The organism is Alloyangia pacifica (genome assembly GCF_020524285.1).
GTDB lineage: Bacteria > Pseudomonadota > Alphaproteobacteria > Rhodobacterales > Rhodobacteraceae > Salipiger > Salipiger pacificus_B.
The window spans coordinates 21,059-46,508 of sequence record NZ_JAIVKX010000026.1 but is presented as its reverse complement, the minus strand read 5'-3'; the positions used below and the strand labels follow the sequence as shown (position 1 = coordinate 46,508).

24 protein-coding genes are annotated in these 25,450 nt (G+C 67.5%); 8 read left to right on the top strand and 16 right to left on the bottom strand.

Annotated elements, in window-relative coordinates:
- Positions 1-184 precede the first annotated feature (184 nt).
- The 6 genes from LC039_RS25875 to LC039_RS25850 all read left to right on the top strand — a co-directional run bounded on the left by LC039_RS25875 (position 185) and on the right by LC039_RS25850 (position 6,175).
- On the top strand, positions 185-976 hold the full coding sequence (locus tag LC039_RS25875) for an inositol monophosphatase family protein (RefSeq protein WP_226629625.1): 792 nt from the start codon (positions 185-187) through the stop codon (positions 974-976).
- A gap of 135 nt (positions 977-1,111) precedes the next feature.
- Positions 1,112-2,509: an amidase gene (locus LC039_RS25870; protein WP_226629623.1), complete on the top strand. Its 1,398-nt coding sequence runs from the start codon at positions 1,112-1,114 to the stop codon at positions 2,507-2,509.
- A 4-nt stretch (positions 2,510-2,513) separates the two neighbouring features.
- Complete coding sequence (locus LC039_RS25865) at positions 2,514-3,476, top strand: phosphotransferase (RefSeq protein WP_226629622.1); 963 nt, start codon at positions 2,514-2,516, stop codon at positions 3,474-3,476.
- A 2-nt stretch (positions 3,477-3,478) separates the two neighbouring features.
- Positions 3,479-4,390 carry a choline/ethanolamine kinase family protein gene (locus tag LC039_RS25860; RefSeq protein WP_226629620.1) on the top strand — a complete coding sequence of 304 codons (912 nt, stop codon included), beginning with the start codon at positions 3,479-3,481 and terminating at the stop codon, positions 4,388-4,390.
- 64 nt (positions 4,391-4,454) lie between these two features.
- Positions 4,455-4,928: a DUF2938 family protein gene (locus LC039_RS25855; protein WP_226629618.1), complete on the top strand. Its 474-nt coding sequence runs from the start codon at positions 4,455-4,457 to the stop codon at positions 4,926-4,928.
- Positions 4,929-4,951: 23 nt separating this feature from the next.
- Positions 4,952-6,175 carry a YbfB/YjiJ family MFS transporter gene (locus LC039_RS25850; RefSeq protein ID WP_226629617.1) on the top strand — a complete coding sequence of 408 codons (1,224 nt, stop codon included), beginning with the start codon at positions 4,952-4,954 and terminating at the stop codon, positions 6,173-6,175.
- 58 nt (positions 6,176-6,233) lie between these two features.
- Here LC039_RS25850 and LC039_RS25845 read toward each other — a convergent pair whose 3' ends face one another.
- The 16 genes from LC039_RS25845 to LC039_RS25770 form a co-directional block, all read right to left on the bottom strand.
- Positions 6,234-7,430, bottom strand: a complete 1,197-nt coding sequence (locus LC039_RS25845) for an MFS transporter (RefSeq protein WP_226629615.1) — start codon at positions 7,428-7,430, stop codon at positions 6,234-6,236.
- Positions 7,427-8,803, bottom strand: a complete 1,377-nt coding sequence (locus tag LC039_RS25840; protein WP_226629613.1) for an amidase — start codon at positions 8,801-8,803, stop codon at positions 7,427-7,429. The genes LC039_RS25845 and LC039_RS25840 overlap by 4 nt, the downstream gene beginning before the upstream one ends.
- A 14-nt stretch (positions 8,804-8,817) precedes the next feature.
- Positions 8,818-9,555 carry an SDR family NAD(P)-dependent oxidoreductase gene (locus LC039_RS25835; protein WP_226629611.1) on the bottom strand — a complete coding sequence of 246 codons (738 nt, stop codon included), beginning with the start codon at positions 9,553-9,555 and terminating at the stop codon, positions 8,818-8,820.
- A gap of 7 nt (positions 9,556-9,562) precedes the next feature.
- On the bottom strand, positions 9,563-10,288 hold the full coding sequence (locus tag LC039_RS25830) for an SDR family NAD(P)-dependent oxidoreductase (protein WP_226629605.1): 726 nt from the start codon (positions 10,286-10,288) through the stop codon (positions 9,563-9,565).
- Entirely contained in the window at positions 10,285-11,103 is an 819-nt protein-coding gene (locus tag LC039_RS25825; protein ID WP_226629603.1) for a polysaccharide deacetylase family protein, read from the bottom strand. Before LC039_RS25825 ends, LC039_RS25830 begins: the two co-directional genes overlap by 4 nt.
- Before the next feature lie 13 nt (positions 11,104-11,116).
- Positions 11,117-11,905, bottom strand: a complete 789-nt coding sequence (locus tag LC039_RS25820) for an ABC transporter permease (RefSeq protein WP_226629596.1) — start codon at positions 11,903-11,905, stop codon at positions 11,117-11,119.
- Positions 11,902-12,759 carry an ABC transporter permease gene (locus LC039_RS25815; protein ID WP_226629594.1) on the bottom strand — a complete coding sequence of 286 codons (858 nt, stop codon included), beginning with the start codon at positions 12,757-12,759 and terminating at the stop codon, positions 11,902-11,904. Before LC039_RS25815 ends, LC039_RS25820 begins: the two co-directional genes overlap by 4 nt.
- Positions 12,756-13,811, bottom strand: coding sequence for an ABC transporter ATP-binding protein (locus LC039_RS25810; protein WP_226629593.1), 1,056 nt, complete (start codon positions 13,809-13,811; stop codon positions 12,756-12,758). The genes LC039_RS25815 and LC039_RS25810 overlap by 4 nt, the downstream gene beginning before the upstream one ends.
- A 96-nt stretch (positions 13,812-13,907) precedes the next feature.
- Positions 13,908-14,918 carry an ABC transporter substrate-binding protein gene (locus tag LC039_RS25805; RefSeq protein ID WP_226629591.1) on the bottom strand — a complete coding sequence of 337 codons (1,011 nt, stop codon included), beginning with the start codon at positions 14,916-14,918 and terminating at the stop codon, positions 13,908-13,910.
- Between the two features lie 127 nt (positions 14,919-15,045).
- Positions 15,046-15,561, bottom strand: coding sequence for a MarR family winged helix-turn-helix transcriptional regulator (locus LC039_RS25800; protein ID WP_226629589.1), 516 nt, complete (start codon positions 15,559-15,561; stop codon positions 15,046-15,048).
- A gap of 134 nt (positions 15,562-15,695) precedes the next feature.
- The gene (locus LC039_RS25795) at positions 15,696-16,634 is read right to left on the bottom strand and encodes a nucleoside hydrolase (RefSeq protein WP_226629587.1); all 939 of its coding nucleotides are present in this window, start codon (positions 16,632-16,634) and stop codon (positions 15,696-15,698) included.
- 5 nt (positions 16,635-16,639) lie between these two features.
- Positions 16,640-18,874, bottom strand: coding sequence for an arylsulfatase (locus tag LC039_RS25790; RefSeq protein WP_226629585.1), 2,235 nt, complete (start codon positions 18,872-18,874; stop codon positions 16,640-16,642).
- Positions 18,875-18,938: 64 nt separating this feature from the next.
- On the bottom strand, positions 18,939-19,688 hold the full coding sequence (locus LC039_RS25785; RefSeq protein WP_226629583.1) for an ABC transporter permease: 750 nt from the start codon (positions 19,686-19,688) through the stop codon (positions 18,939-18,941).
- Positions 19,689-19,711: 23 nt separating this feature from the next.
- A complete protein-coding gene (locus LC039_RS25780) occupies positions 19,712-20,506 on the bottom strand; it encodes an ABC transporter ATP-binding protein (RefSeq protein WP_226629581.1) in 795 nt (264 codons plus the stop codon).
- 26 nt (positions 20,507-20,532) lie between these two features.
- A complete protein-coding gene (locus tag LC039_RS25775) occupies positions 20,533-21,498 on the bottom strand; it encodes an ABC transporter substrate-binding protein (protein WP_226629579.1) in 966 nt (321 codons plus the stop codon).
- The gene (locus tag LC039_RS25770; RefSeq protein ID WP_226629577.1) at positions 21,495-22,241 is read right to left on the bottom strand and encodes a GntR family transcriptional regulator; all 747 of its coding nucleotides are present in this window, start codon (positions 22,239-22,241) and stop codon (positions 21,495-21,497) included. The genes LC039_RS25775 and LC039_RS25770 overlap by 4 nt, the downstream gene beginning before the upstream one ends.
- 199 nt (positions 22,242-22,440) lie before the next feature.
- On the opposite strand from LC039_RS25770, the gene LC039_RS25765 reads away from it, so the two are divergent.
- Together LC039_RS25765 and LC039_RS25760 are read left to right on the top strand one after the other, a co-directional pair.
- Positions 22,441-23,256 carry a formylglycine-generating enzyme family protein gene (locus LC039_RS25765; protein WP_264179681.1) on the top strand — a complete coding sequence of 272 codons (816 nt, stop codon included), beginning with the start codon at positions 22,441-22,443 and terminating at the stop codon, positions 23,254-23,256.
- Positions 23,257-23,688: 432 nt separating this feature from the next.
- Positions 23,689-25,401: a chloride channel protein gene (locus LC039_RS25760; RefSeq protein ID WP_226629575.1), complete on the top strand. Its 1,713-nt coding sequence runs from the start codon at positions 23,689-23,691 to the stop codon at positions 25,399-25,401.
- The last annotated feature ends 49 nt before the right edge of the window (positions 25,402-25,450 follow it).

The following is a 25,450-nucleotide window of genomic DNA, read 5'->3' as shown; positions in this document are numbered from 1 at the left end:
GATCTGCTGAATTTTCGCGCTTAATTTCGCAATCAGAGCGCCCATAATGAGTGAATTACAGGATATTCACCGAAACTCCCACAAATCCACACAAGCGTTCTTGAAATTTGTGGGTTTGTGGTGAATCTGGGACTAAGCCGGAGGCAAGAGCCGCCGTGATCGCCCGATACGCATGGACCAAATGATGATGACACCCCCCGAGCAGAGCTTCGCCGCCGACGTGGCCGATGAAGCCCGCAAGATCGCCAAGCACTACTTCCGCAGCGCCCTCGAGGTGGACGACAAGGCCGACAGCTCGCCGGTGACCGTCGCCGACCGCGAGATCGAGGCCTACCTGCGCAGCCGCATTGCCGAGACCTTCCCCGAGCACGGCATCTTCGGCGAGGAGCAGGCGCCGGTGAACCTCGATGCCAGCATGATCTGGGTGGTCGATCCGATCGACGGCACCAAGTCCTTCGTCACCGGCCACCCGCTTTTCGGGAACCTGATGGCGCTGCTCAAGGACGGCACGCCGTGGCTGGGGCAGATCGACATGCCCATCCTCGGCGAGCGCTGGCAGGGGGTCGCGGGCATGCCCACGCTGCACAATGGCGAGCCCTGCCGCACCAGCGGCTGCACCCGGCTTTCGGAGGCGCGCGGCTACACGACCGACCCCCGTCTTTTCGAGGGCCCGGCCCGTGCCGCCTATGACGCCCTGGCCTCCTCGGTGCACCTGCTGCGCTTCAACGGCGACTGCTACAACTACGGGCTCCTGGCTTCGGGACAGTGCGATGTGGTGCTCGAGATCGCCCAGCAGCCCTACGATTACCTTCCGGTAGTGCAGGTGGTGACCGGTGCAGGCGGCGTGATCAGCGACTGGGCCGGCAATCCCCTTACGCTCGAGTCGCAGGGCGACGTCCTCGCCTCCGCGACACCCGAACTGCACGACGAGATGCTGGAAAAGCTGGCACGCACCCGCGAAACCGCTGCCGCCTGACGGGCGCCGTTCCAATCCGACAGGCGTTCCGATGCCCCGCCCCTGCCGCTAGGCTGAAGAAAGGTCGCGGGGCCGGGACGTGCAGACAACAGGGCGCAGCGCGCCCGGTGACAGACCAAAGAAGAGGCTGAGACCATGTGGACCCTTTCCGCCACCGAACTTCTGCAGGGATACCGTGACGGGACGCTCTCGCCCGTCGACGTGATGCAGGCGCTGCTCGACCGTTGCGACCGCATCAACCCAAAAATCAACGCTCTCTACGAGATCGACGCCGCGGGCGCGATGCAGGCCGCCCGTGCCTCGGCGGCCCGCTGGCAGGCCGGCGCGCCGATGGGACCGCTCGACGGCGTGCCCTGCGTGGTCAAGGACAGCATCGCGGTGAAGGGCACGCAGATGAAGCGCGGCCTCAAGGCGCGTGAAGATGCGGCGCCCGACACCGAGGACTCACCCCCCGCCGCCCGCCTGCGCGAGGCCGGGGCGATCCTCTTCGCCAAGTCCACCATGCCGGACATGGGATTTCTTGGCGCCGGGGTCAGCTCGGCCCACGGCGTGACCCGCAACCCCTGGGACCTGTCGCTGAACACCGGCGGCTCCTCTTCCGGTTCGGCCGCCGCCGTGGCCGCCGGGCTCGCACCACTGTCCATCGGCAGCGACGTCGGCGGCTCGGTTCGCCTGCCCGCCAGCCATTGCGGCCTCGCCACGCTCAAGCCCACGGCGGGCGTCATTCCGCACCTGCCCTACAGCCGCGACCGGGTGGCCGGGCCGATCACCCGCACCATGGCCGACGCCGTGCTGATGATGTCGGTGCTCGGCCAGCCCGACCCGCGCGCCTTCGAACCCGGGGCCGAGATCCCGGCGCAGCTCGCCCCGCTCGACCTGACCGGCAAGCGCATCGGCCTGATGCTGGCGATCGGCGACAGCCCCGAGGTCGCCCCCGAGGTCGCCGCGCTGATCCGCAAGGCCGCCGAGGTGTTCCGCGCACTCGGCGCCGAGATCACCGAGATCGACAACCCGGTCGGCTTCCCCTTCCTGCGCGCGCTGCACACGTATTTCTGCGTCAAGGCCGCCGGCGAACGCGCGGGCCTGCCCGAGGACCGCCGCGGCGAGATGCTGGAGGTGCTCACCCGCTCCGCCGACAAGGGCGACGCCTTCACGGCGCTGGACTTCGCGAAGGCGCTCAGCACCATCGAGAAGGCGCAGCTGAACATCGCCCGGGCCACCGCGGACTTCGACTTCCTGCTTTCCCCCACCATGCCGCTGCCGAACTACCCGGCCGAGGCGGTGGGCGCCGACCCGGAGAACCCGCACGACCACGTTGGCTTCACCGCCCTGCTCAACCAGTCCGCCCAACCGGCGATCACCGCGCTCTGCGGCTTCGCCGGCACCTCGCCGGTCGGGCTGCAGCTCATCGGATCGGCGGGTCAGGACATCGAGCTTCTGCGCGCGGGCCTAGCTTACGAAGCCGCCCGCGACGAGATGCCCGCCTTCCCGGACGAGATCGGGGCGCCCGCGATCATGGCAGCCGGGGTGTGACCGGATGACCGTGACGGATGACATGATCCCGGCAAGTGAACGCCAGACCTCGGCGCTCGCAGCCCTCGCTCCCGGGGCGGTGGCGGGCGATCCGCTGCCCGCCGTGGCCATGCCCATGCACATGGGGCTCGATGCTCTGGTGACACCGTTCGAGCAGGACGGCGTGCCGCTCATCGCCAAGACCTTCCTGCCCGGCGCGCTTGCCCCCTTCACCTTCGCCGGAGCGGCGGAGGCGGCCCGGGCGGCGGGCGAACTCGGCATCGCTCCCGCATTGAGGGCCCGCGACGACGCCACGGCGACGCTGCTGTTCGACCGGCTCGGCGACGGATGGCGCATGGCCTCGGTGAAGGACCTTCAGTCTGAAAACACGCTCGCCACGCTGGTCGCCGCGAAGAAGCGCTGGCACGGCGCGCCGCCGCTGACCACCGCGATCGTGCCGATGGAGCTTTACCAAAGCTACCTCTCCACCTGCCGAGAGCGGGCCATTCCGGTGCTTCCGGCAACGCTGCGCATGGATCTCGAGGGCCTGACGCAATGGGTCGAGCGCATTGCGGGCGCCCTCGACGCCGCCGGCGCGGACAGCGTGCCGCTGCATGGCGAGAACGTAACCTCGAACGTCATGCTCGGCCCGGGCGGAGAGCTCCGCCTGCTCGACTTCGACCGCGCAGGGATGGGCGACCCCTTCCGCGACCTCGGCGCCATGGCGCTCGACCTCTGCGTCGACAACGAGGACCGCGCGGCGCTGATTTCGCTCTATACCGGCCAGCCCGCCACCGCCGGCGAGCTGGCGCGTCTGAAACTGCACGGGCTGCTCGACGATGCCTGCTGGGCCCTCTGGGCGCTGATCGCCGAAACCGAAGCTCCGCGCCGCGGCCCGGAGCTCTACAAATACGCGGCCAACCGGCTGATCCGGTTCCGCCTGCACCTGTCGACCTTCGACATGGCGCGGCTGCTGCGCGAGGTATGACCATGGACATGACCGATATCCACGCCGCCATCGCCCGCGTGCCGCTGTTCGACGGGCGGGAGGTGAAAGCCTTCCGCATCAATGGCGGCATCACCAACATCAACTGGCGGGTGGTCGACCAGTCCAGTCGCGAGACCTTCTTCGTTAAGCTCCACGGCCCCGGCACCGAGCAGTTCATCGACCGCCAGACCGCGCTCGCCGCCGCGAAGATCGCGGCGCAGAAGGGAGTCGGGCCCCAGGTCCTGTTCCACGACGACGACGCCGGGATCGAGGTGCACGAGTTTCTGCAGGGCTTCACCAGCTGCGATATCGTCGACGCGCAGGACGAACGGGTCCGGGCGAACATCATGGCAGCCTACAAGGACATGCACGACAGCCTGCTGCTGGAGCGCGAGAACACCGGCCTCAGCCAGTTCGAGGATTTTGTCGGGAAGGTCGTCGGAAAGTCTCCCATGGTGCCGCGCGACATCGACCAGCTGGTCTGGCAGGCGCGCCGGGCCAAGGCGGCGATCGAAGCCTCGGGCATCACGCTGGCCGGCTGCTACAACGACGCCTACATCTCGAACTACATGCGCAACGACGACGCCGAGATCCGCATCATCGACTGGGAATACGCCGCCAACAACGATCCCTACTGGGACGTGGCGATGTTCAGTTTCGAGGTCTTTTTCGACGATATCCGCGGCATCTCCTCGATCCTCGAGATGTACGAGGGCGCCGTCCGCGAGGATGTTCTGGCCCGGACCTATCTCTACATCGGCGTGGCCATGGTGCGCTGGGGTCTCTGGGCCATCTACCAGAGCATGACCTCGCCGATCGGCTTCGATTTTGCCAAATATTCGCGCTTGCTGCTGCTTCGGGCACGGCGGCAGATCGGATCGCCGGAATGGGACTGGGCGCTGACCAAGGTCTGAGGCACAACGGCGGAGCGTGTCGCACCTTCGCGATGCGCGCCCTTTCGCCCAGAAGGAAACGGACATGTCGAACTTCCTCGTCTGCACGCTGATCCTCGGGATCGGCGCGACGGTCTTCTCGGATCTCTGGCAATGGGCATTCCTGCGCATCACCGAAGGCAAGGCGCCGAACTGGAGCAGCGTCGGGCGCTGGGTGCTGGGCTTTCGCGAGGGCCGCGTGATGGATCCCGATCTCGGCACACGCCCGGCGCTGCCGGGTGAGAACGCCGTTGGCTGGGTCTTCCACTACATCGTCGGCATCGGTTACGGTGGGCTGTATCTTGCATGCCTTGCCCTGTTCGGGGCCGGGCCGACGCTGGGCAACGCGCTGCTGTTCGGAGCCATCACCCTCGCCGCACCCATGCTCTTCATGAAGCCCTGCATGGGGGGCGGCCTCTTCGGCATGCGCGCCGCCAAGCCGTGGCGCGGCGCATTGAAGACCGTCTCGGCACACCTGTCCTTCGGCCTCGGCCTCTGGATCGTCGCGCTCCTCACCTGATCCTCTTCCAAGACAGCGCCAACATGAGCACCACCTCCACCGCCACCCCGTCGCAGCCCGGATGCGCACCCGCCCCCGCGGGCTGGGCGATCGTTGCCGCGGGCGCCGTCTGCCTGGCCATCGCCATGGGAATCGGTCGCTTCGCCTACACCTCGATCCTGCCGCTGATGATCGCCGAAAACGCGCTCGACCTCAGCTACGGCAGCACCCTCGCCTCGTCCAACTACCTCGGCTACCTGGTCGGCGCGCTCGGCTGCGTGCTGATCCCGAACCACTGGTCAAGCGCGCGCCTCGTGCGCTGGGGGCTGGTCGCGACGGTGCTGCTCACCGCCGGCATGATGCTGCCCCTGCCCGGCCTCTGGCTCGGCCTGCGCTTCGTCTCGGGCGTGGTCAGCGGGCTGACGCTGGTCCACGCCTCGCGCTGGTGCCTGGGCGCCATGGCGCGGCGCGGCAGGGCGGCGCTCGGCAGCGCGATGTTCACCGGGGTCGGGCTGGGGATCGCCGTATCCGGCGTGGTTGCCAGCGCGATGATCGCGGCGCATTGGAGCTGGGTCGCCGCCTGGGGCGGCTTCGCGCTGACCGCGGCGCTGCTGCTGGCGCTGGTCTGGCGCCTTGTGGATCCGGCCACCGAACACCGTCCCGCCCCTGCCCTCCGGCCCGAGACCCCGCGCTTCCGCCTGCCCCGGCCCGAGCTGCAACTGTCGCTCTTCACGCTGGCCTATGGGCTTGCCGGCTTCGGCTACATCATCACCGCGACCTACCTGCCGGTGATCGCCCGTGCGGCGCTGCCGCCCTCGGTCTGGCTCGATCTCTTCTGGCCGATCTACGGCCTCGCCGCGGCCGCCGGATCGCTCATGGTAACCCGTCTGCACGGACGGCTGGAGACCCGTGCCCTGCTCATCCTGTGCCACCTGATGCAGGCCGCCGGGGTGATGCTGTCGACCGTTTGGCCGAGCCTCTCGGGTTTCATCCTCGGGGCCATCGTCGCCGGGCTGCCGTTCACCGCGCTGAACTTCCTGGCGATGGACGAGGCCGCGCGCCTCCAGCCGCATCGGCCGGCCCAGTTCATCGGCCTGCTCACCGCGGCCTTCGCCATCGGGCAGATCTTCGGCCCGCCGCTGGTGCAACTCGTCATGCACAACGTGACCGATCCCGCATTCGGCTTCGACCTGTCGCTGCGCATCGCCGGGGGCGCGCTGCTCGTGTCGGCGGGGCTCTACGTGATGCTCCGCAGGCGCTATCCCTGACCCCGCTCGCGCGTCGGTGGCCTCTCACGGCGTTGCACCCGTGTCGCGCCGGTAGAACCTAGGCCATCCTTTTCGGCGCAAGGACCAACACGAGCGCCAGCAACGCCGCGATGCCGATCGCAACACCCGGCCAGCCTATGCCATCCCAGACCAGGCCGAAGAGCCAGCCGAACAGCGCACCGCCGAGGTAATAGGCCAGAAGGTAGAGCGTCGCCGCCTGCGCCTTGTCGACGGGCGCCAGCCGCGTGGTTGCTCCGGAGGCGAGCGCATGCGCCGCAAAGAACCCGACGGTGAAGGCGGTGAGACCGGCGAGGATGCCCCAGAGCGCCGGCACCAGGGTCAGCAGCACGCCGGCGACCGCGCGCCCGACGAAGAGTCGCGCCGCGCGTGCCGCTCCCAGTCTCGCGGCGGCCGCCCCGCTGAGCGTGGCGCTGGCCATACCGGTCGCGTAGAGCAGGAAAAGGATCCCCACGAGGGCTGTAGACAGGCCGAAAGGCGGCGCGACCAACCGATAGGTCAGGAAGTTGTAGATCGCGACAAGCGTGCCCATCAGCACGAAGCCCATCAGGCTGAGCCGCCGCTGTACGGGATCCTCGAGATGACGCCCGAATGCCTTGACTTGCGCCGCGATGCTACGCCCCTCCGGCGCGAAATGGCGCGCGCTCGGCAGCAGCAGAGAAAAGGCGAGCGCGGTGAGGACGCCCACGCCAGCGACGGACAGCAGCGCCCAGTGCCAGCCGAAGTGTTCGGCAACCGAGGCCGCCAGCAGCCGGCCCGCCATGCCCCCGAAGGCGGCGCCCGACACGTAGATGCCATTCGCGCGCGTCCGCGCCTCGGGCGCCACCTCCTCGCTGATGTAGGTGATCGCCACGGCGGGCACGCCCGCGATGGCTAGACCGCTCAGTGCGCGCAGCAGCAGCAGGCTGTGCCAATCGGGCGCGAAGGCGGTGGCACCCAGCGACAGCGACGACAGCCAGAGCGAGGCCACCATCACCGGCTTGCGCCCGAAACGATCCGACAGCCCGGCCGAGACCAGCATCGCCAACGCCAGCGCGGCGATGGTCACCGACAGCGACAGGCTTGCGGTCGCCGCCGAGATCCCGAACTCGGCGGAGAAGAGCGGCATCAGCGGTTGCACGGCGTTCATGATCGCGAAGGTCGAGAACCCGGCCGCGACCATCGACAACACGACCCGGCGGTAGTGCGGGGAACTCGCGGTGATGAACGTGCCCGCGCCGGCAGTCGCGCTGGTCATTGCCCCAGCAGCGCCTCGACGCCCGCGGCGACCCGCAGCAGGAAGCGGTCCTGGTACCATGAGGTCATGATCTGCAGCCCGATGGGCAGACCCTCGGTGTTGCGGCCACAGGGCATCGAGATCGCCGGGTGCCCGGTCAGGTTCAGCGGGTAGGTGAACGGGTACCAGGCACCGCGGATGGTGCCGCGGTTGCCGGCGATCTCGACCTCGCCGGCGGTGTCGATCGAGGTCGGGATGGCCGGCGCGGTCAGCACCGGCGAGACGATCACGTCGCAGCGCGACAGCGCCTCCTGCAGCGCCGCGAAGGTCTGGGTGCGGACGAAGGTGGCCTCCGACAGATCCTTGGCCGACAGTCCGCGCCCCTCGATGATGCGCACCAGCAGCGTCGGGTCCATCTCGTTGCCGTAGCGCGCCACATGCGCGCCCATGCGCGCCGAGAGCCCCGCGCGCAGCACGGTGAGGAAGGCCGGCTCGACCGCGCGCAGGTCGATGTCGATCTCCTCGACCTCGGCCCCCGCCCGCGCCATGGCCGCCACGGCGGCGCGGGTCGCCGCGGCGGTCTCGGGCTCGACGCTGGCACCGGCGTTCGGCAGCCAGCCGACGCGCAGGCCGGTCATGCCGTCGAAGGGTTTCTCCGGCGGCAGCGCCCCCTGCCCCCAGGGATCGCGCGCGTCAAAGCCGGCCATGGCCTCGAAGAAGAGCGCCGTGTCGGCCACGTCGCCCGCCATCGGGCCGACGTAGGAATTGGCGCCGAAGAGATCGGGCAACGACAGATGCGGGATCATGCCCAGCGTCGGCTTCAGACCGACGATGCCGCAGCAGGCCGCCGGAATGCGGATCGAGCCCCCGCCGTCGGAGCCGATCGAGAGCGGCCCCATGCCCGCGGCCACCGCCACCGCCGAACCCGAGGAGGAGGCACCCGGCGTCCGGTCGGGGTGGGTCGGGTGCAGGGTCCGCCCCGAAACCGGCGAGGTCGCCTCGGGCTTGTGGCCGAACTCGGGGGTGGTGGTCTTGCCGATGAGAATGCCGCCCGCCGCGCGCGCGCGCGCCACCGAAACGCCGTCTTCCTGCGGCACGGTCTCGGCAAAGATGCGCGAGCCGTTGGTCGTCCGCACCCCTTCGGTGGCGATGAGGTCCTTCACCGAGAAGGGCACGCCGTCGAGTGGACCGCGCAGGGTGCCTGCGGCGATACGCGCCTCGGCGGCCCTGGCCTCGTCCAGCGCGCGCTCGGCGCAGACGGTGACGTATGCGTTCAGCTCGGCCCGCGCCTCGATCCGATCGAGCGCGGCCTGCACCGCTTCCACCGGGGAGATCTCGCGCGCGGCGATGGCCTTCGCCAGCGGGATGGCGTTCAAGTCGGCGATGTCGGTCATGTCGGTCCTCGGCGTCAGAGCATGTTGCGACCGCCGTTGATGGCGATCGTCTGTCCGGTGATGAAACGGGCCTCGTCCGAGGCGAGATAGGCCACCAGCCCGCCCACCTCTTCAGCCTGCGCGATGAAACCCGCGGGGGTCGCGGCGACGAGCGCGTCCAGCGTTTCGCGTGGAATGCGGTTGTGCGCCTCGGTGGCGATGGCGCCGGGGCAGACCGCGTTCACCGTCACCCCGTGCGGCGCTAGCTCCTGCGCGAGCGCGCGGGTGAAGCCGACGATCCCCATCTTCGCGGCGGCATAATCCGACAGGCGCAGATCCCCCGAAAGCGCGGCATCGCTCGACATGTTGACGATCCGGCCGCGGCCGCGCGCCTTCATGCCCGGAGCGATGATCCGGCAGGCGCGCATCGTGGTCATCAGGTTGACCTCGGTGACGAAGCGCCAGACCTCCTCGTCGCTGTCGCAGAAGAGCGCGCTGCGCTCTCGGCCGGACTGGCCGAGGTTGTTGAACAGCACGTCGATCGGCCCCAGCTCGGCCTCGACTTGCGCCACCGCCGCAGCCAACGCCTCGCCGTCGGTGCCGTCGAAGGCCCGCGACAGCCAACCCGCCTGAGTCACCTCGGGCTTAGCGGCCTCGTGCAGGTCGAAGACGGCCACGCGGGCCCCTTCGGCGGCGAGCCTACGTGCCGTTGCCGCGCCGATCCCGCCCGCTCCCCCGGTGACGAGGGCGGTCTTGTTGGTGAAACGTTGCATGGGTGCCTCAGTGGAAGGTGCGGCCGCCGTCGACAGCGAGGGTGGTTCCGGTGATGTGCCTGGCTCCCGGCCCGACAAGAAAGAGGATTGCCTCGGCCAGTTCCTCGGGCTGGGCGATGCGGCGCAGCGCGTAACGCTCGCGGATTTCCTCGAGCTTCGCCTCGGGGTCCGGCGCATGGACCCAGGACTGGTCGAAGAGATCGCTGTGCACCGCGCCGGGACAGACCGTGTTGACCCGGATGCCCTGCGCGGCCCAGTCGAAGGCCAGCGATTTCGACAGCATCACCAGCCCCGCCTTCGAGGCGCAGTATGCGGCGCGGCCGGGAATGGGCCGCAGCCCCGCGCCGGACGAGACGTTGACGATCGCGCCCCGGCCCGAGGCTGCAAGGTGGGGAAACGCGGCCCGCGCCGCCCGCATCGGCCCCGAGAGGTTGACGCTGAGCACGCGGTCCCAGTCGGCATCCGAGACTGCTTCGCTCGGCGCCTCGAGGTCGATCCCGGCGGAGTTCACCAGGATGTCGATACCACCCAGCACCTCGGCGGCCCGGACCATGGCCGCGGTCACCGTCCCGGCGTCGGCAAGGTCTGCCCGGGCCCCCTCGCGCGGCGCCGCGTCGTTGCGGTCGATCACGAAGACCCGGGCGCCGCGCTCTTCGAGCAGCGCCGCCGTGGCGCGGCCGATGCCGGCGGCACCGCCGACCACAACCGCGCGATATCCTTCGAGAGCGCTCATGCGGTGGCCTTCATCCGCGCGGCCATGTCGGCGGCGATGCGGTCGCAGCGGTCGATCCAGACGTTGTCATGGCTGCGGATGTGCCGGATGAACCTGTCGAGCACGATGGCGCCCGACGGCTGGCCGATGAACTCGGGGTGCATGGCGGTGACCATCATGCGGTCCTCGGCGTAGAGCGTGTCGAATTCCCAGCTCCAGGTGTCGACCACCTGCGGCGGCGAGGTGATGGTGCGGCCGGGCAGGATCTTGGCGAACTGGAAGTAGGGGCTGTCGGTATTGATATAGCGGAACGGCAGCTCGACGCAGTCGATGGGCTCGCCGCGCACCTTGAGCATGTAGGGCGCATCGTCGTCGAAGAAGTTCGACGAGTAGGAAAAGCCGTATTCCTTGATCAGGTCCATGGTCACGTCTGTGACCTCGGCCGCCGGGCTGCGCCAGCCGCGCGGGGCCTCGCCGGTGGCGCGGATGATCGCCTGCTGCGCCAGTTCCATCTCCTCGCGCTCCTCCTCGGGGCTCAGGGTGACGATCCAGCGGTGGGTGTGGCTGTGATGGGCGATCTCGTGACCGTCCTTCAGCAGCGCCTCGACCACCTCGGGATGCGCCTCGACGACAAGGCCCGGCACAAAGAAGGTCGAGGTGATCTCGTGCCGCTTCAGCACCTCGAGCACCCGCCATACGCCGCGCTTCCAGCCATAGGCGCCCTGCGACATCAGGATCGGTCTCTTGTGCGCCTCGGGGTCGCGCGCGGTCCACATCGTCTCGCAATCGAGATCGAAGGTGAGCATCATCGGGAAGCCCTTGGAGGTAAAGCTCATGGTCGTGTCCAGTTCAGAAGAAACGGGTGAAGGAGACCCATTTCTGGGCCAGGATGAGAGCGATCGCGGTGCCCGCGACCAGCAGGGTCGAGGCGGCAGCGATCGAGGGGTCGACGCCATGCTCGACCGAGGCGAAGATCTTGACCGGCAGCGTGGTCTGCCGCGGCGTCAGCAGGAAGATGGTCACCGGCACGTTGTCGAGCGAGGTGACGAAGGAGAAGATGCCCCCCGCGACGAGCCCCGGTTTCAGCAGCGGCAGGGTGACCAGCCGGAACGCCTCGAAGCGGTTCGAGCCGAGCACCATCGCCGCCTCTTCGAGCTGCGGGTTGAGCCCGGTCAGTGACGACATGGCCGAGCGCACCACGTAGGGCAGCGTGATCAGCACGTGCGCAAGCATCAGGATCCAGAACTGCCCGCGGAACCCGAGCATCGAGATGTACTGCAGCAGCGCGACCCCGATCACCACGGCCGGGAAGACCAGCGGTGCCATGACCAGCGACAGGATCGCGTCCCGGCCCCGCACCAGCCGGTGGTGCAGCGCGTAGCTCGCCGCGGTGCCCAGCAGGATCGACAGCGCCGTGGCGCCCGCCGCCAGCGTCAGACTGGTCGAGATCGCGCGGCGGTAGCCGCGGTCCGTCAGCACCTCCGAGAACCAATCCAGCGTCCAACCCTGCGGCGGCACGGTCAGGTAGCTGGTCTTGGTGAAAGAGGCGAGGACGACCACCACCGTGGGCGCGTTCATGAAGACTAGGACGAGGAGAGCGAAGAGCGTGAGCAGCAACGTGGGTTTGCGCGGGATCATGCCTGAAGCCCCTTCGTGTAGCGCGCCGCCAGGCGGTTGGCCCCCCAGATCAATCCGAGCGTGATGGCCGTGAGGATGAAGGCGAGCGCCGCCCCTGCGGGCCAGTTCAAGTTGGTCATGAACTCGTCGTAGATCTGCGTCGCCATGACCTTGTAGGTCGGCCCGCCCAGCATGCGCGGGGTGACGAGCGCCGAGATCGTCAGCACGAAAACAAGGATCGATCCGGTGATGATGCCCGGCAGCGCCAGCGGCACGATGATCGTCGCGAAGGTGCGCGGGCGCGAGGCGCGCAGCCCGAGCGCCGCCGCCTCGACATCGGCGGGAATGTTTTGCAGCGCCGGCACCAGAAGCAGCACCATGAACGGCAGGTAGATCTGCGTGAGGCCGATGACGACGCCGGTCAGGTTGTACATCAGGTCGAGCGGCTCGGCGATGAGGCCGAGCGAGGCCAGCGTCTCGTTGATCACCCCGTTGGGCGAGAGCAGCACCATCCAGCCGAAGGACCGCACCACGATGTTGCAGAGCAGCGGGAAGATCACCAGCAGGATGGTCAGCGTCTGCACAGCCGGAGACGAGCGCAGGATGAACAGCGCCAACGGAAAGCCCAGAAGCAGCGTGGCCAGCGTCACCACCAGCCCCAGAAACAGCGTGCGGGCCATGATCTCGATGTAGAAGCCATCGGTGAGCACAGACAGGTAGTTGGCAATGGTCCAATCCGAGCCCACGCCGGTTCCGGCAGTGTAGTTGCGCAGGCTCATCAGCCCCATGAGCAGCGTCGGAGCGAGGAAGAGCAATAGAAGGAGCGCGGTCGCGGGCAGAACCAGCCCGGCGCCCAGCCAGCGGGACGAATTCATGCCGACACCTCCGCGGGCGACAGAAAGATGCGGTCGGGCGCGATCTCGAGCGCCACCTGCGTTCCGGGCGCCAGATCGGCGAGGGGACCGCGCGAGGTGACACGTGCCAGCACCTCGACCCCCTGCCCCAGCGACACGACATATTGCACGCTGGCGCCTTCGAAGATCCGCAGGTTGATGGTGCCCGACAGCTCACCGGTCGCCCCGGGCACGAGATGGATGTCCTCCTGCCGCAGCGTGACGGTCAGAGGCGCGCCCTCCAGCATCGAGGGCGCGGCGTCGAGCATGACGCCCTCGGCCAGGGCAACCCTGCCGCCACTGACACGGCCTTGCAGCTTGTTCGGGCTGCCGACGAAGCCGGAGACGAAACCGTTGGCGGGACGGAAGTAGACTTCCTCGGGCGAGGCGAACTGCTGGATGTCACCGCCCGACATCAGGCAGATGCGGTCCGACAGCGTCATCGCCTCGTGCTGATCGTGGGTGACAAAGAGCGAGGTGATCTGAAGGTCGGCCTGCAACCTCTTGATCTCGATCTGCATTTCTTCGCGCAGCTGCGCGTCGAGGTTCGACAGCGGTTCGTCGAACAGCAGGATCGAGGGGCGCGGCGCAATGGACCGGGCCAGCGCCACCCGCTGCTGCTGCCCGCCCGAAAGCTGGCGCGGGTAGCGGTCGCCATGCTGGCCGAGCCTGACGCGTTCGAGCGCCTCGCGGACGCGGGTGTCGAGTTCGGCGCCGGACACTTTCTGTCGGCGCAGACCGAAGGCGACATTCTCGAAGACGGTCAGATGCGGGAACAGCGCGTAGCTCTGGAAGACGAGGCCGATGTTGCGGCGGTTCGGGGGCAACCGGGTCACGTCGGTCTCGCCGAAGAGGATCTGCCCGCCGCTGGGGTCGAGCAGCCCCGCGATCATCCGCAGGATCGTGGTCTTGCCGCAGCCTGACGGCCCGAGAAGCGAAACGAATTCCCCCTGCGCGACATCGAGGGACACCGAGTTCACGACAGTAAGGTCGTCGTATCGTTTCTTGAGGTTCTTGATCGTGAGTGACGACACTGGAGTCTCCGTCTGAGTGTGAGGCAGGGCCACACAGGGGCCCGGCCCGCGCAGAAGGCGCGGGCAGCGGGCATGGTCAAAATTTCCGAAGGGAGATTAGCGGGTGATCTCGCGCTGCCAGCGGGCGCGCCAGTCACCGACGTTCGCCGCCACCACTTCGGGGTCGGGGAAGTAGAGCGTCGGGTAGGCTTCGGTCGGCACGGCTTCGGCGGCGGCACCTTCGAGCTTGGTCTCGGGGTTCACCGGGCCCTCGTACATCTTCTCGGCGAGGCAGGATTGCGCCTCGGGCGAGAGGATCGTGTCGATGAAGCCGTAAGCGCCCTCGGGGTTGGCCGCGCCCTTGGGGATGATCAGCGTGACGTTGATGCCAATGCCGCCCTCCGTCGGATAGGCGATCTTGACCGGCACGCCGCCGGCCGCGGCCGAGGCGGCACGGTCGGTGTACCAGGGGGCCATGGCGATCTCGCCGCGCTCGAACATGCTGATCAGCTGGTCGGCCTGGGTGTAGTAGGCCTGCACATCGGGGGCAATCTTGGCGATGGCCTCGAAGCCGGGATCGAGGTTGTCGATATCGCCACCGTTCAACCGCGCCGCCGCAAGCAGGAAGTGGACGCCCGCGGTGCCGGAGATGTCCGGCAGCGCAACCTTGCCCTTGTAGGCGGGATCGAAGACGGCGCTCCAACTGGTCGGCGGGGTGTCGACCAGCTCGGGGTTGTAGGCCAGCGCAGTGGCCGCCCACATGAATTGCACGAAGCTGTCGTCCGGTCCCCAGACCTGCGGGTCGAAATTTGCCGCATTCGGCAGCTTGGCATGGTCGAGCGACTCGACGAGGCTTTCCGAGCCAAGCTGGGTGGCAAAGGAATTGTCGATGTAGATCACGTCGAAGTCGCTGCTGCCGCCGGTCGCGCGGACCATCGAGGCGAACTGCGACGAGCTGCCTTCCTGGGTGATCACCGTGTCGCCCGAGGCATCCTCGAAGGGTGCGATGTGGCATTGCGCGACGGCTTCGCCGAAGGAACCGCCAAATGTGCCGACCACGACATCATCCGCAAGAGCCGGCGATGCGACCGACGCGAGCAACGCGCCGAGAACTGCAAGGTGTTTCATGTTGATCCCTGTTGTCGATTATCTGCCTCGAGCTTGGGGAGATTCCCTTGGTCTGTCCAGTTTTATCTTTTCATAAAGATACCCAAAAGCAATCGGCGCGAAGATCGCCCAAGTTCTGCTCATCCGCTTATCTGTGGATCGAGTTCAGCAGCAGCACGCGGCGCAGAAGATCCTCCAGTTGCTGCCGCTCCTCGGCGGAGAGCATGCGTACGAAATCCCGTTCGGCACTGGCTTGTGGCGGCATGGTCCTGTCGGCGAGCGCGCAGCCCTCGCGGGTGAGGCGCACCAGAACCCCCCGGCCATCCGATGGATCGACCTCGCGCGTCACAAGTCCCTTGCCTTCGAGCCGGGCGATCTGGTTGGAAAGACCGCCCGACGAGACGACCAACGTCGCCTGCAGGGATTTCGGCGTCATGGCGTAGGGCGCCCCGCTTGCCCGCAGGGTCGCGAGGATCGCGTAGGTTCCGTATTTTATGCCATGCTCGTGCAGGACACCGTTCATCCGCTCGTTGATGAACTCCGCCAGCCGCAGGATGCGCCCGGTAATCTGCTTGCCGGAGGTATCAAGCTCCGGCACTTCCTCCGTCCACAGCAAGATCGCCTCGTCCACGAAATCGCGCTCGTCCTTGACCGAATAAGACATCAGGTTTCCGATAAATTATCTTTTCCGAAAGGAATAATCGCGCAGCCGTGAGCGAAGTGCAAGTCGGAGCGCGGTGCCTGAGCCGGTCAAGCCGCGCCGCCCGGCCCCTCGGAGCGCGGGCGGCGCATGGGCCGTCACGGGATCGCAACCGCGCCGACCTTCGCCGACGCGGCAACGCGGAACGGCGCGAAGAACAGCTCCTTGACCAGCTCTGGATCGCAGGCCGTCGCCACCTCGATCTCGGCCCGGCCGGTCGTGCGCCGGGTCGCGCCGCCCTCGGGCCCCTCGAGCACCACCCGGACCGGCGTCGGCGTGAGGCCCAGCAGATCCGGCATCACCGCGGCCATCACGGTCAGCGGATCATGCAGCCCGCAGCCCTCCTGCGCGCGCCCGGCGTAGAACTCGAGGTAGAGCCCGCTTATCTCCTGCAGGAACGGCCCCTGCGCGGGATTGATCCGCGCAAGCGCTTCGAAATCCCCCGCATCGAGCAGGACCCGGTTCGTCACGTCGAGGCCAACCATGCGGATCGCCGCGCCGCTCTGCAGCACGACGTCGAGCGCATGCGGGTCGTGGTAGGCATTGGCCTCGGCATGCGGCGTCACATTGCCCGGCACGTCCAGCGCGCCGCCCATGAAGACGATCCCGGCGAGGTTCCCGGCAAACTCCGGGTCGAGCAGCATCGCCTTGGCGATATTGGTCATCGGCCCCACCGGGCAGAGCACCAGCTCGCCGCGGTGCTGCCGCGCCATCCGCACGAGGAAAGCGGCAGCGCCCTCCTCCTCTTTCGTGCCACGGGCGTCGATGGAGGTCAGTTCGCCGAACCCCTCTGGTCCGTGTACGTGGTGGCTGGGCTCGATCGGCCCGTTGACCAGAGGCTTGTTCTCCCCCTGCGCCACCGGGATGTCGAGCCCTGCCCTTTCCACGAGGTGCAGCGCGTTGCGCGTGGCCTGCCGGGCGGTGACATTGCCAAAGACCGTGGTCAGCCCCAGCAGCTCGATCCCGGGATGCGCCGCAGCGTAGAGGATCGCCATGGCGTCGTCGATGCCGGGATCGGTGTCGATGATCATCTTCATGGCGGTCAGTCCACATCCAGCGTGTCGGGCTTGAGACCGCCGTCATCACCAAGCGCATAGTCCACCTGCAGCAGCCGGCCCTGGAAGTCGGGGCGCTTGCGCTGCGCGGGATCGACGGGTTCGGGATGGCTCGAGCCGAAGCGCAGCGGCGAGAGCGAGAGCCGCAGCAACGTCTTGGGGAACAGGCAGGCGCCGGCCTCCTCACCGTCGATCAGCAGGCGACCCCGCCCTTCCAGCGTGCCGGTCTTCTCGAACTCGAAGCACAGCTCGCTGCGGCCCATGGGCAGCTCGCGGTCGGACACCAGGCGCACAACCTGCGTGCCAGCGGCGTTGTAGACATAGACCAAGCGGTTGTCGCAGATGTCGAGCGCGTAGCCGCCGTGGCAGTTGCCGAAACAGACCAGCGCGCCCTCCATGTCGGGCCGGTCCCGCTCGACGGTGACGGTGATCCGGTGCGAGCAGTCCTGCGTCATCGGCGCCGCTTCGGGCGGAATGGTCGAGATCGGCGGGTAGAAACTGTAGGCGGTGCGCCAGCGCGGCGCGCCCGGACGATAGGGCGGACGGAACAGCACGTCGCTGTCGTCGAGCGGCATGACGCCGTAGCGCCCGGCCTCGGCCCACCAGCGTTCCTTCAGTTCGGTGAGCTTGGCGGGCATCTCCGCCGACAGATCGCGGGTTTCCGAGAAATCCTCGTCGAGGTGATAGAGCTCCCAAGCCTCGGTTTCGAAATCCGTGCCTGCCTCGTGGCGGGTGACCGCCTTCCAGCCCTGATGCCAGATGCTGCGGTGGCCATACATCTCGAAATACTGCGTGGTCTTGCGTGTCTCGGCATCAGGCGCATCGAAGGAATAGGCGAAGCTCTCGCCATGCACCGGCATCTGCGGCACGCCCTTGATCGTCTCGGGCGCCTGCATGCCGCAGATCTCCAGAACGGTCGGGGTGATGTCGGTCGCATGGGTGAACTGGCTGCGCACCTCGCCCTGCTGCTCCATGCCCGCAGGCCAGGACACGATCATCGGATCGCGCACGCCGCCGCCATGGGTAAAGCTCTTGTAAAGCTTGAGCGGCGTGTTGGACGCCTGCGCCCAGCCCCAGGGATAGTTGCCGAAACTGCGCGGGCCGCCGATGTCTTCCAGCTGCTGCGCCGAAACCGCGTAATCGTCGGGGATCTTGTTGAACCAGCGCAGCACGTTGGTGGTGCCGTCGGGATCGCAGTCGATGGAGGCACCATTGTCAGAGATCAGCACGATGATCGTGTTGTCGCGCTGACCGGTGCGGTCAAGGAAGTCGAGGACACGGCCAAAGCTCTTGTCGGTGTGATCGAGAAAGCCCGCATAGGCCTCCTGCATCCGTTCGGCGACCTCGCGCTCTTCTGCCGACAGTTCCTCCCAGGCGCGCACGCCGGGGTTTGCCGGCGGCAGGTCGGTGCCCTCGGGCACGAGGCCGGTCGCCTTCTGCTTGGCGAGCCTGCGGGTGCGCTCCTCGTCCCAACCGTGGGCAAAGGCGCCGCGGTAGCGCTCCATCGCCTCCTTCGGTGCCTGATGCGGGAAGTGACCCGCGCCGTAGCAGAGGTAGAGGAAGAAGGGCTTGTCGGGCCAGATCGCCATCTTGTCGGACATGAAGCGCACGGCTTTGTCCGCAAGGTCGTCCGACAGGTGGTAGCCCTCTTCGGGGCCGGCGGGGGGCGTGGCCGAATGGTTGTCCTCGAAAAGCTCGGGGTAATACTGGTCGGTGCCGCCGTTCATGAAGCCATAAAAGCGGTCGAAGCCGCGCCCCAGCGGCCACTGATCGAAGGGGCCCGCCGCGTTGGCCTGCTCGGTCGGCGCAAGGTGCCACTTGCCGACCGCATAGGTGGCATAGCCCTGCATCCGCAGCATCTCGGCCAGCGTCCCGGCCTTATGGTCGATTGCGCCGCGCCCCGAGGGCCAGCCCATGTCGGCATTGGCCAGATAGCGCATGCCGACCGAATGGTGGTTACGCCCGGTCAGCAAACAGGCGCGCGTCGGCGAGCAAAGCGTCGTGGTGTGGAAATTGCTGTAGCGCAGGCCGCGGTCGGCCAGGCTGCCGAAATTCCGCGTGTCGATCGACGAGCCGAAGCAGCCCAGATCCGCGTAGCCCACATCATCGAGCACCACATAGATCACATTGGGCTGGCCGGCGGGTCCGGTGGGGATCGGCGCATAGGCGCGCTTCGATTCATGGTGGGTCCGGCCGATGAGCGGCTGCGGGTCTTGGGTCATCGGAAATGTCCTTGAAAAGAGAGGCGGCGCGGCCCGCTCGGGTGCCGCACCGGAAGTGTCTTGATCAGTAGCCGGTCACGCCGCGCAGGAAGCGCTGGAACAGGCTGCGGCCAGCCCACCGCCACAGGCGGTCCGTGATGAAGCCCAGCAGGCCGAGCACGATGATCGCGGCGAACATCCAATCGACCTGGAAGTAGAGGCGCGCGGTCCAGATGATGTAGCCAAGCCCCGAGTCCGCCGCGAGCATCTCTGCCGCCGCGATGACCAGGAACGACGAGGCCAGCGCCAGCCGCATGCCGACGTAGATCGACGGCAGGCTCGCCGGGATCGTCACGCGCCGGAAGACCTGAAGCGGTTTCGCGCCGAGGCAGCGTGCCGCATCGAGCTTGTCCTGAGAGATGCCCGACACGCCGCTGGCGGTGTTCACCGTCACGATGAAGGCCGTGGCATAGGCGATCAGGATGATCTTGCTGACTTCGCCGACGCCGAACCACACGATGAACAGCGTGACGAGCGCGATCGCCGGAACGAAGCGGAAGAAGTGGATAAACGGGTCGATCAGGGCGCGCGCAGTGCGCGACACACCGACCGCGAGACCGATCGGGATGGCGATGGCGCTGCCCAAAATCCAGCCCGACAGGATCCGCATCATCGACACCGCGATGGAGCTCAGCAGTGTGCCGTCGAGCAGCAACTGCCAGGCGCCCTGAAGCACGGCGACCGGGGTGGGCAGGAACATCGGGTCGACGAACCACGTAGACACCGCCTGCCACAGCAGCACCACAGCGGCCACCGAGGCGGCGGACCAGGCCATGTCTTTGCGAGCCGTGGCCTTGTTCATTGCGCTTGCCATTGCGAGGATGCCTCCTTCTCGATGTCGGCCTCGATCTCGCGCACCGAGCGGGCGAATTCGGCATCCAGATCGTCCCGCGGATAGGGCAGGTCGATGTCGTAGATGCGGGTGATGTTGGCGCGCGGGCCGCGGCTCATGACGGCGACGCGCTGGCCGAGGATCACCGCTTCGCGGATGTCGTGGGTCACGTAGACCATGGTGCGGCCGGTTTCCTGCCAGATGCGGATCAGCTCCTGCTGCAGCACGCGACGGGTCAGCGCGTCGAGCGCCGCGAAGGGCTCGTCGAAGAGGATCAGCTCGGGCTCGGCTGCCAGTGTCCGGGCGATCTGCACCCGCTGCTTCATGCCGCCCGACAGCTCGTGCGGGAACTTCTTTTCATGGCCGCGCAGGCCAACGAGGTCGATGTATCTCTGCGCGATTTCCCGGCAAACCTTGCGCGACTTGCCCGCCACCTCCGGTCCGAAGCCGACGTTGCCGGCCACGGTCAGCCACTCGAAGAGCGGCTCTTCGACGGATTGGAACACCATGCCGTGCCGCCGGTCGGGGCCGTTGATCTTTTCTCCGAAGGCGAGCACCTCGCCCTCGGTCTGTTTCTGGGTGCCGGCGACGATCTTCAGAAGCGTCGACTTGCCCGAGCCCGAAGGCCCGACGAGGATGAAGAACTCCCCCTCGGCGATGCTCAGGCTGAGATCGGCGAGGATGAGCTCGCTGCCGGCCTTCTGACCGGGATAGGCCATGCCCACCCGGTCGAAGGAGATTGCGGCCGTGGTCGCAGTCATCGTGGTATCCTTGGTCTTCGGGTCGCTCATTCGGCGAGGGTGACCGCGCTCGGAACCGCTTCGGTCAGGAACGAGGCGTCGACACCGGTCGCGAAGGTGACCTCCGTCGACTGGCTGCGCGAGACGAACTCGGACACGGCGTCGAAGCCGGCCTTCTCGTAGTCGCCGAGCGCGAGGCTGAAGGCATTGTACTCGAGCAGGTTGCGCACGGTATCACGCGGCGCGCGCGTGTGGCTTGCGATGATGTCCGCCGCCTCGTCGCGGTTGGCCTCGATGAAGCTGCTGGCCTTGTCGAGCGCGCGCAGCACCGAAACCACCGCCTCGGGCTTCTCCTCGGCAAAGCCCGAGGCCGCGGCGATGTAGGCGCTGCCCTTGAGCTTCGCGGCGCTGTCGTCGGTCAGAACGTAGTGCTCGCCGTCGCTGGTCGATTTCTCGGTGCCGTCGGCCCAGACGAAGGAGGCGTCGATGCGGCCCGAGCGCAGCGAGGCGACGATTTCCATCAGGCTGGTGAAGCCGACGATCTCGACGTCGTCGGGGCTGACGCCGTTCTCCTCGAGATACTTGATGGTGATCAGGTGCTCGGCGGTGCCGGTGGCGATGCCGATCTTCTTGCCCTTCAGGTCGGACGGCTCCTGAATGTCGTTCGACACGACCAGCTTGTGGAAGCCCGGCGTCGAGTGGAAGATCCCCGCCAGCACCTTCAGCTTGCCGCCCTGGATGCGCGACACCATCGGGAAGTCGAGCCCCACGGACATGTCGGCGCGACCGACCAGCAGCGCGTCGATCGCCTCGACGCCGGTGGCGAAGGTGGTGATCTGAGCGTCGATGCCCTCTTCGTCAAAGTAGCCCTTGTCCTCCGCGACCCAGATTTGCGAGCCGGTGGTATAGGCGTCGACCCCGAAGCGGACCGCGGTTTCGGCAAGGGCCGGCTGTGCGGCGAGGAACCCGCAGGCGGCCAGCAGGCCGCCGAACATGCGAACGGATTTGGTCATGAGTTCTCCTGGGAAGCGTTGTTGGCCGCGTGCAGGAAGTGCATCGCGGAGAGTTGCGTGGTGGTGCGGTTGTTGATGAGCTTGGGGTTGTGCCACGACCGGGAGGCAAGGATCACCGCCCCGTTGCCAGACTTGACGGCGGCCATGCCGGTCAGCAGCGCCTCGCCTTCCGGCACGTTCAGCAGCCCCGCGATGGCCAGCGTGGCATTGCAGGCAGAGGATTGCGTGGTCAGCGTCGCGCCTTCCACGACAATCTGATCGCGCAGCGCGTGCATGACATTGGGCGTCACGTCGGGATTGATCGCTTCGAGCGATGCGTGCGGCGCGAGGAAATGGTCGATCAGCACGCAGGGCTCGCCATTGGCGAGGAAGAGCCAGCGCAGCGAGTCCACCGTGAGGCCGGGCTCGAGCCCCATGAGCGAGGCGATCGCGTCAGGCAGCTCCGCCTTGCCCCGGCTCAGCTCGCGGACCGAGGGGGTCATCTTCGACTGCTCGATCAGCTTCCAGAAGCCGACGTTGTTGCCCATGGAATTCATGATCGGCGGCTCGGCGACGAAGGTCCCGATGCCGTGCCGGCGGGTCAGCATGCCGCGCGCAAGCAGCTCGGAATAGGCCTCGCGCACCGAATTGCGGCTGAGGCCGAGCAGCTGCGCCATGGCGATCTCCGCCGGCAGGCGGTCGCCCGGCGTCATGCCTTCGGACCTGATGAAGTTGATCACGCGATCTGTTGAGGTTTCCTGCATGCGCACTCCGGAGGTAGGACGTCCTACCTCTTGTCGTGACGCAGCGTTGCTGTCAAAGTCCGCGCCGAAGAATTTTCCGCTTTTCGAAAAAGAGGGGCATGCCTTGACGTGTTGCAGCCCAAAAATTGAGCAAGCGGGCCCGCATGAGCGCCCCCTTGCAGCTCCGATTGCCACTTTGGATCCGACGGAGCACCCGGAAATGGCGCCCATCCCAAGCGGCACATGGCTCATTGGTGATGACGGCCCCGAAGCGATTCCCGGCGATGGAGAGCGCCCGGTGCGGCCTGTCGACCTGCCGGACTTCCTCATTGATCGCACCGCAGTGACCAACGCGCAGTTCGCCGCCTTCGTCCGCGCCACCGGCTACCGCACCGAGGCCGAACGCGCCGGCTGGTCCTTTGTCTTTGCCGCGCAGCTTCATCCGGACGGCGCCCTCGCCGATGTCGACGATCTGATCGCGCCCGAATGGTGGTGCGCCGCGCGCGGAGCCTGCTGGCATCGGCCCGACGGGGGCACCTCCTCCCTGCGGGGCCGCATGGATCACCCGGTCGTGCACGTGTCGTGGAACGACGCCCTGGCGTTCTGCGCCTTCGCCGGGAAGCGCCTGCCGACCGAGGAGGAATGGGAGGTGGCCGCGCGCGGGGGTTTGCGACGGGCCACCTACCCATGGGGCGATGCGCTGACGCCCGGCGGCGCGCATATGTGCAATATCTGGCAGGGCCGCTTCCCGATGCAGAACACCGCCGCGGACGGCTATCTCGCCACCGCACCCGCCCGCAGCTTCGCGCCCAATGGCTTCGGCCTCTACAACATGTCCGGAAACTGCTGGGAGTGGACGGCCTCCGACTGGACTCCCGACACGCCGGCGATGAAGGCGATGCGCGGCGGCTCGTACCTGTGCCACGCCTCCTACTGCAACCGGTACCGGGTATCCGCCAGAACCGCGAACGCCGCACAGGCGACCTCGAGCCACCTCGGCTTTCGCTGCGCGGGCGATATCCGCACCAACGGGTGACGCTGCTCCTCCCGCCCGCATCATGGACCTGAATACGCACATGAAGTGGCGAGACTTTTCGCCGGCACCCCGACATCCCTTTCCGGCACGTCCGACGACAATGGATCCGCCACACTGTTTCGCACTCGCCCGAACGCGCGATCAGATTGAGGTAAAAATCTCGTGAACGAGTATACAAAGTCCCTCGCGAAATCTGGACCCGCGACCGGATGCGCTGTTTCAGCGGCCGCAGCCAGAAGCACGCGAATCCACACCCCGAAGGACCCGGAGATGAGCCGCCGCGAAACCGCATTCACTTCCCCCGAGGCCGTCCCCGCGGACAAGGTCATCGGGACCGGAACGCATGCCGGCCCCTCCGCTGCCGGTCCGGCCGGTGGCCTTGCGGAAAGAAGTACGCCGCCGAAAGCCCGCAGCCGCAGGGTGCTGCGCCGCTTGCGCGCCCCGTTCCGCCTCCGGACGCTGATCCGCCGCAACGAGATCGCCTACACGCTGGTGGCGGCGCTGATCGGTGTGCTCGCGGGCGCCGCGGTGATCGGCATGCAGGAAGTGATCCACCTGCTGGGTCTGCTGGTCTTCGGCTACGCCGATCCGGTCAGCGGCGCGCCTCGTCTTGACCCGCTGCGCGCCTTCGCCGGGCCGGTGCTGGGCGGCGTTCTCGTCGGCCTGTCCTATCTCGTCGGACGTCGCTGGTTCCGCCGCGTGGCCGACCCGATCGAGGCCAATGCCGTCGGCGGCGGCAAGATCCCGGTGCCCGGCAGCATCTACATCACCCTGCAGACCATCGCCTCGAGCGGCTTCGGCGCCTCGGTGGGCATGGAGGCCGCCTACACGCAGGCCGCTTCGGCGCTCGCGTCGTGGAGCGGACAGAAGCTGCGGTTGCGCCGCGAGGACCTGCGACAGCTGGTTGCCGCTGGTGCAGGGGGGGCCATCGCCGCGGCCTTCGACGCGCCGCTTACGGGCGCCTTCTATGCCTTCGAACTGGTGCTCGCCGCCTATTCCGTCGCGGCCCTTCTGCCGGTGCTCTCCGCCTCTATCGCCGCCACCGTGGTGGCGCGGCTGCTGTCGGATACGCATGGCACGAGCCTCGTCTTCGCGGGTGACATTCCCGCCCGGTCCTATCTGCTGATCGCCCTGCTGGCAGTCGCTGCCGCACTTGTCGGGATCTTCGTCATGCGCTCGGTGGCGCTGATGGAGCGGCTGCTGAGCAAGAGCCATATTCCCGGATGGAGCCAGCCGATCCTTGGCGGCATCTGCGTCGGCGCTCTCGCGCTCGTCAGCCCGCAGGTGCTGTCGTCGGGCCACGGCGCCATGACGCTGGTGATGGGCAGCGATCTGCCGCTCTGGCCGCTGATCCTGCTGTTCTTGCTCAAGATGATGGCGTCGATCATCTCGCTGGGTGCGGGCTTTCGGGGCGGGCTGTTCTTTGCATCGCTGCTGCTTGGCGCGATCCTCGGCAAGGTTCTTGCACTGCTTTGGATGCTTGGGTTCGGCCTGCAGCCGCCGGTCGAGGTGCTTGCGGTGGTCGGCATGTGCGCCCTCGCCACGGCGGTGATCGGCGCACCGCTGACCATGAGCTTCCTCGCGCTGGAAATGACCCAGAGCCTGCCATTGGCGCTGGCGGTGCTGGTTTCCGCCCTGCTCTCGACCTCCATCGTGCGGCAGTTCTTCGGCTTCAGCTTTTCCACGTGGCGTTTCCACCTGCGCGGCGAAACCATCCGCTCGGCCGCCGATGTCGGCTGGATGCGCGATCTCACCGTCGGACGCATGATGCGGCGGTCCGGCCATACACTGTCGAACACCGCCACCATCGCCGAGGCACGTCGCCGCTTTCCGCTCGGGGCGACGAAGGCCGTCCCCTTGCTCGACGAGAGCGATCGCTACGCCGGGCTGTGCCTGATGACCGACCTGCACTGGGACGGGCAGGATCCCAAGGCCCCCCTGTCGAGCATCGCCCGGCTCAGGAGCGCATGGCTGCGGCCCGAGCAAACCGTTCAGGACGCGATCGGCGCATTTGCCAAGAACGAGGCGGACACGTTGGCCGTGCTCGATTCCGAGCGGCAGGTGCTTGGGATCGTGAACGAACACTACTGCCTGCGCCGCTACGCCGAGGAAACCAACAAGCGCCTGTACCCGGCCCGGCGCTGAACGATCGTCTTTCCCGCGAATGCTCGGCACCGCTTACGCCAAGGTGACG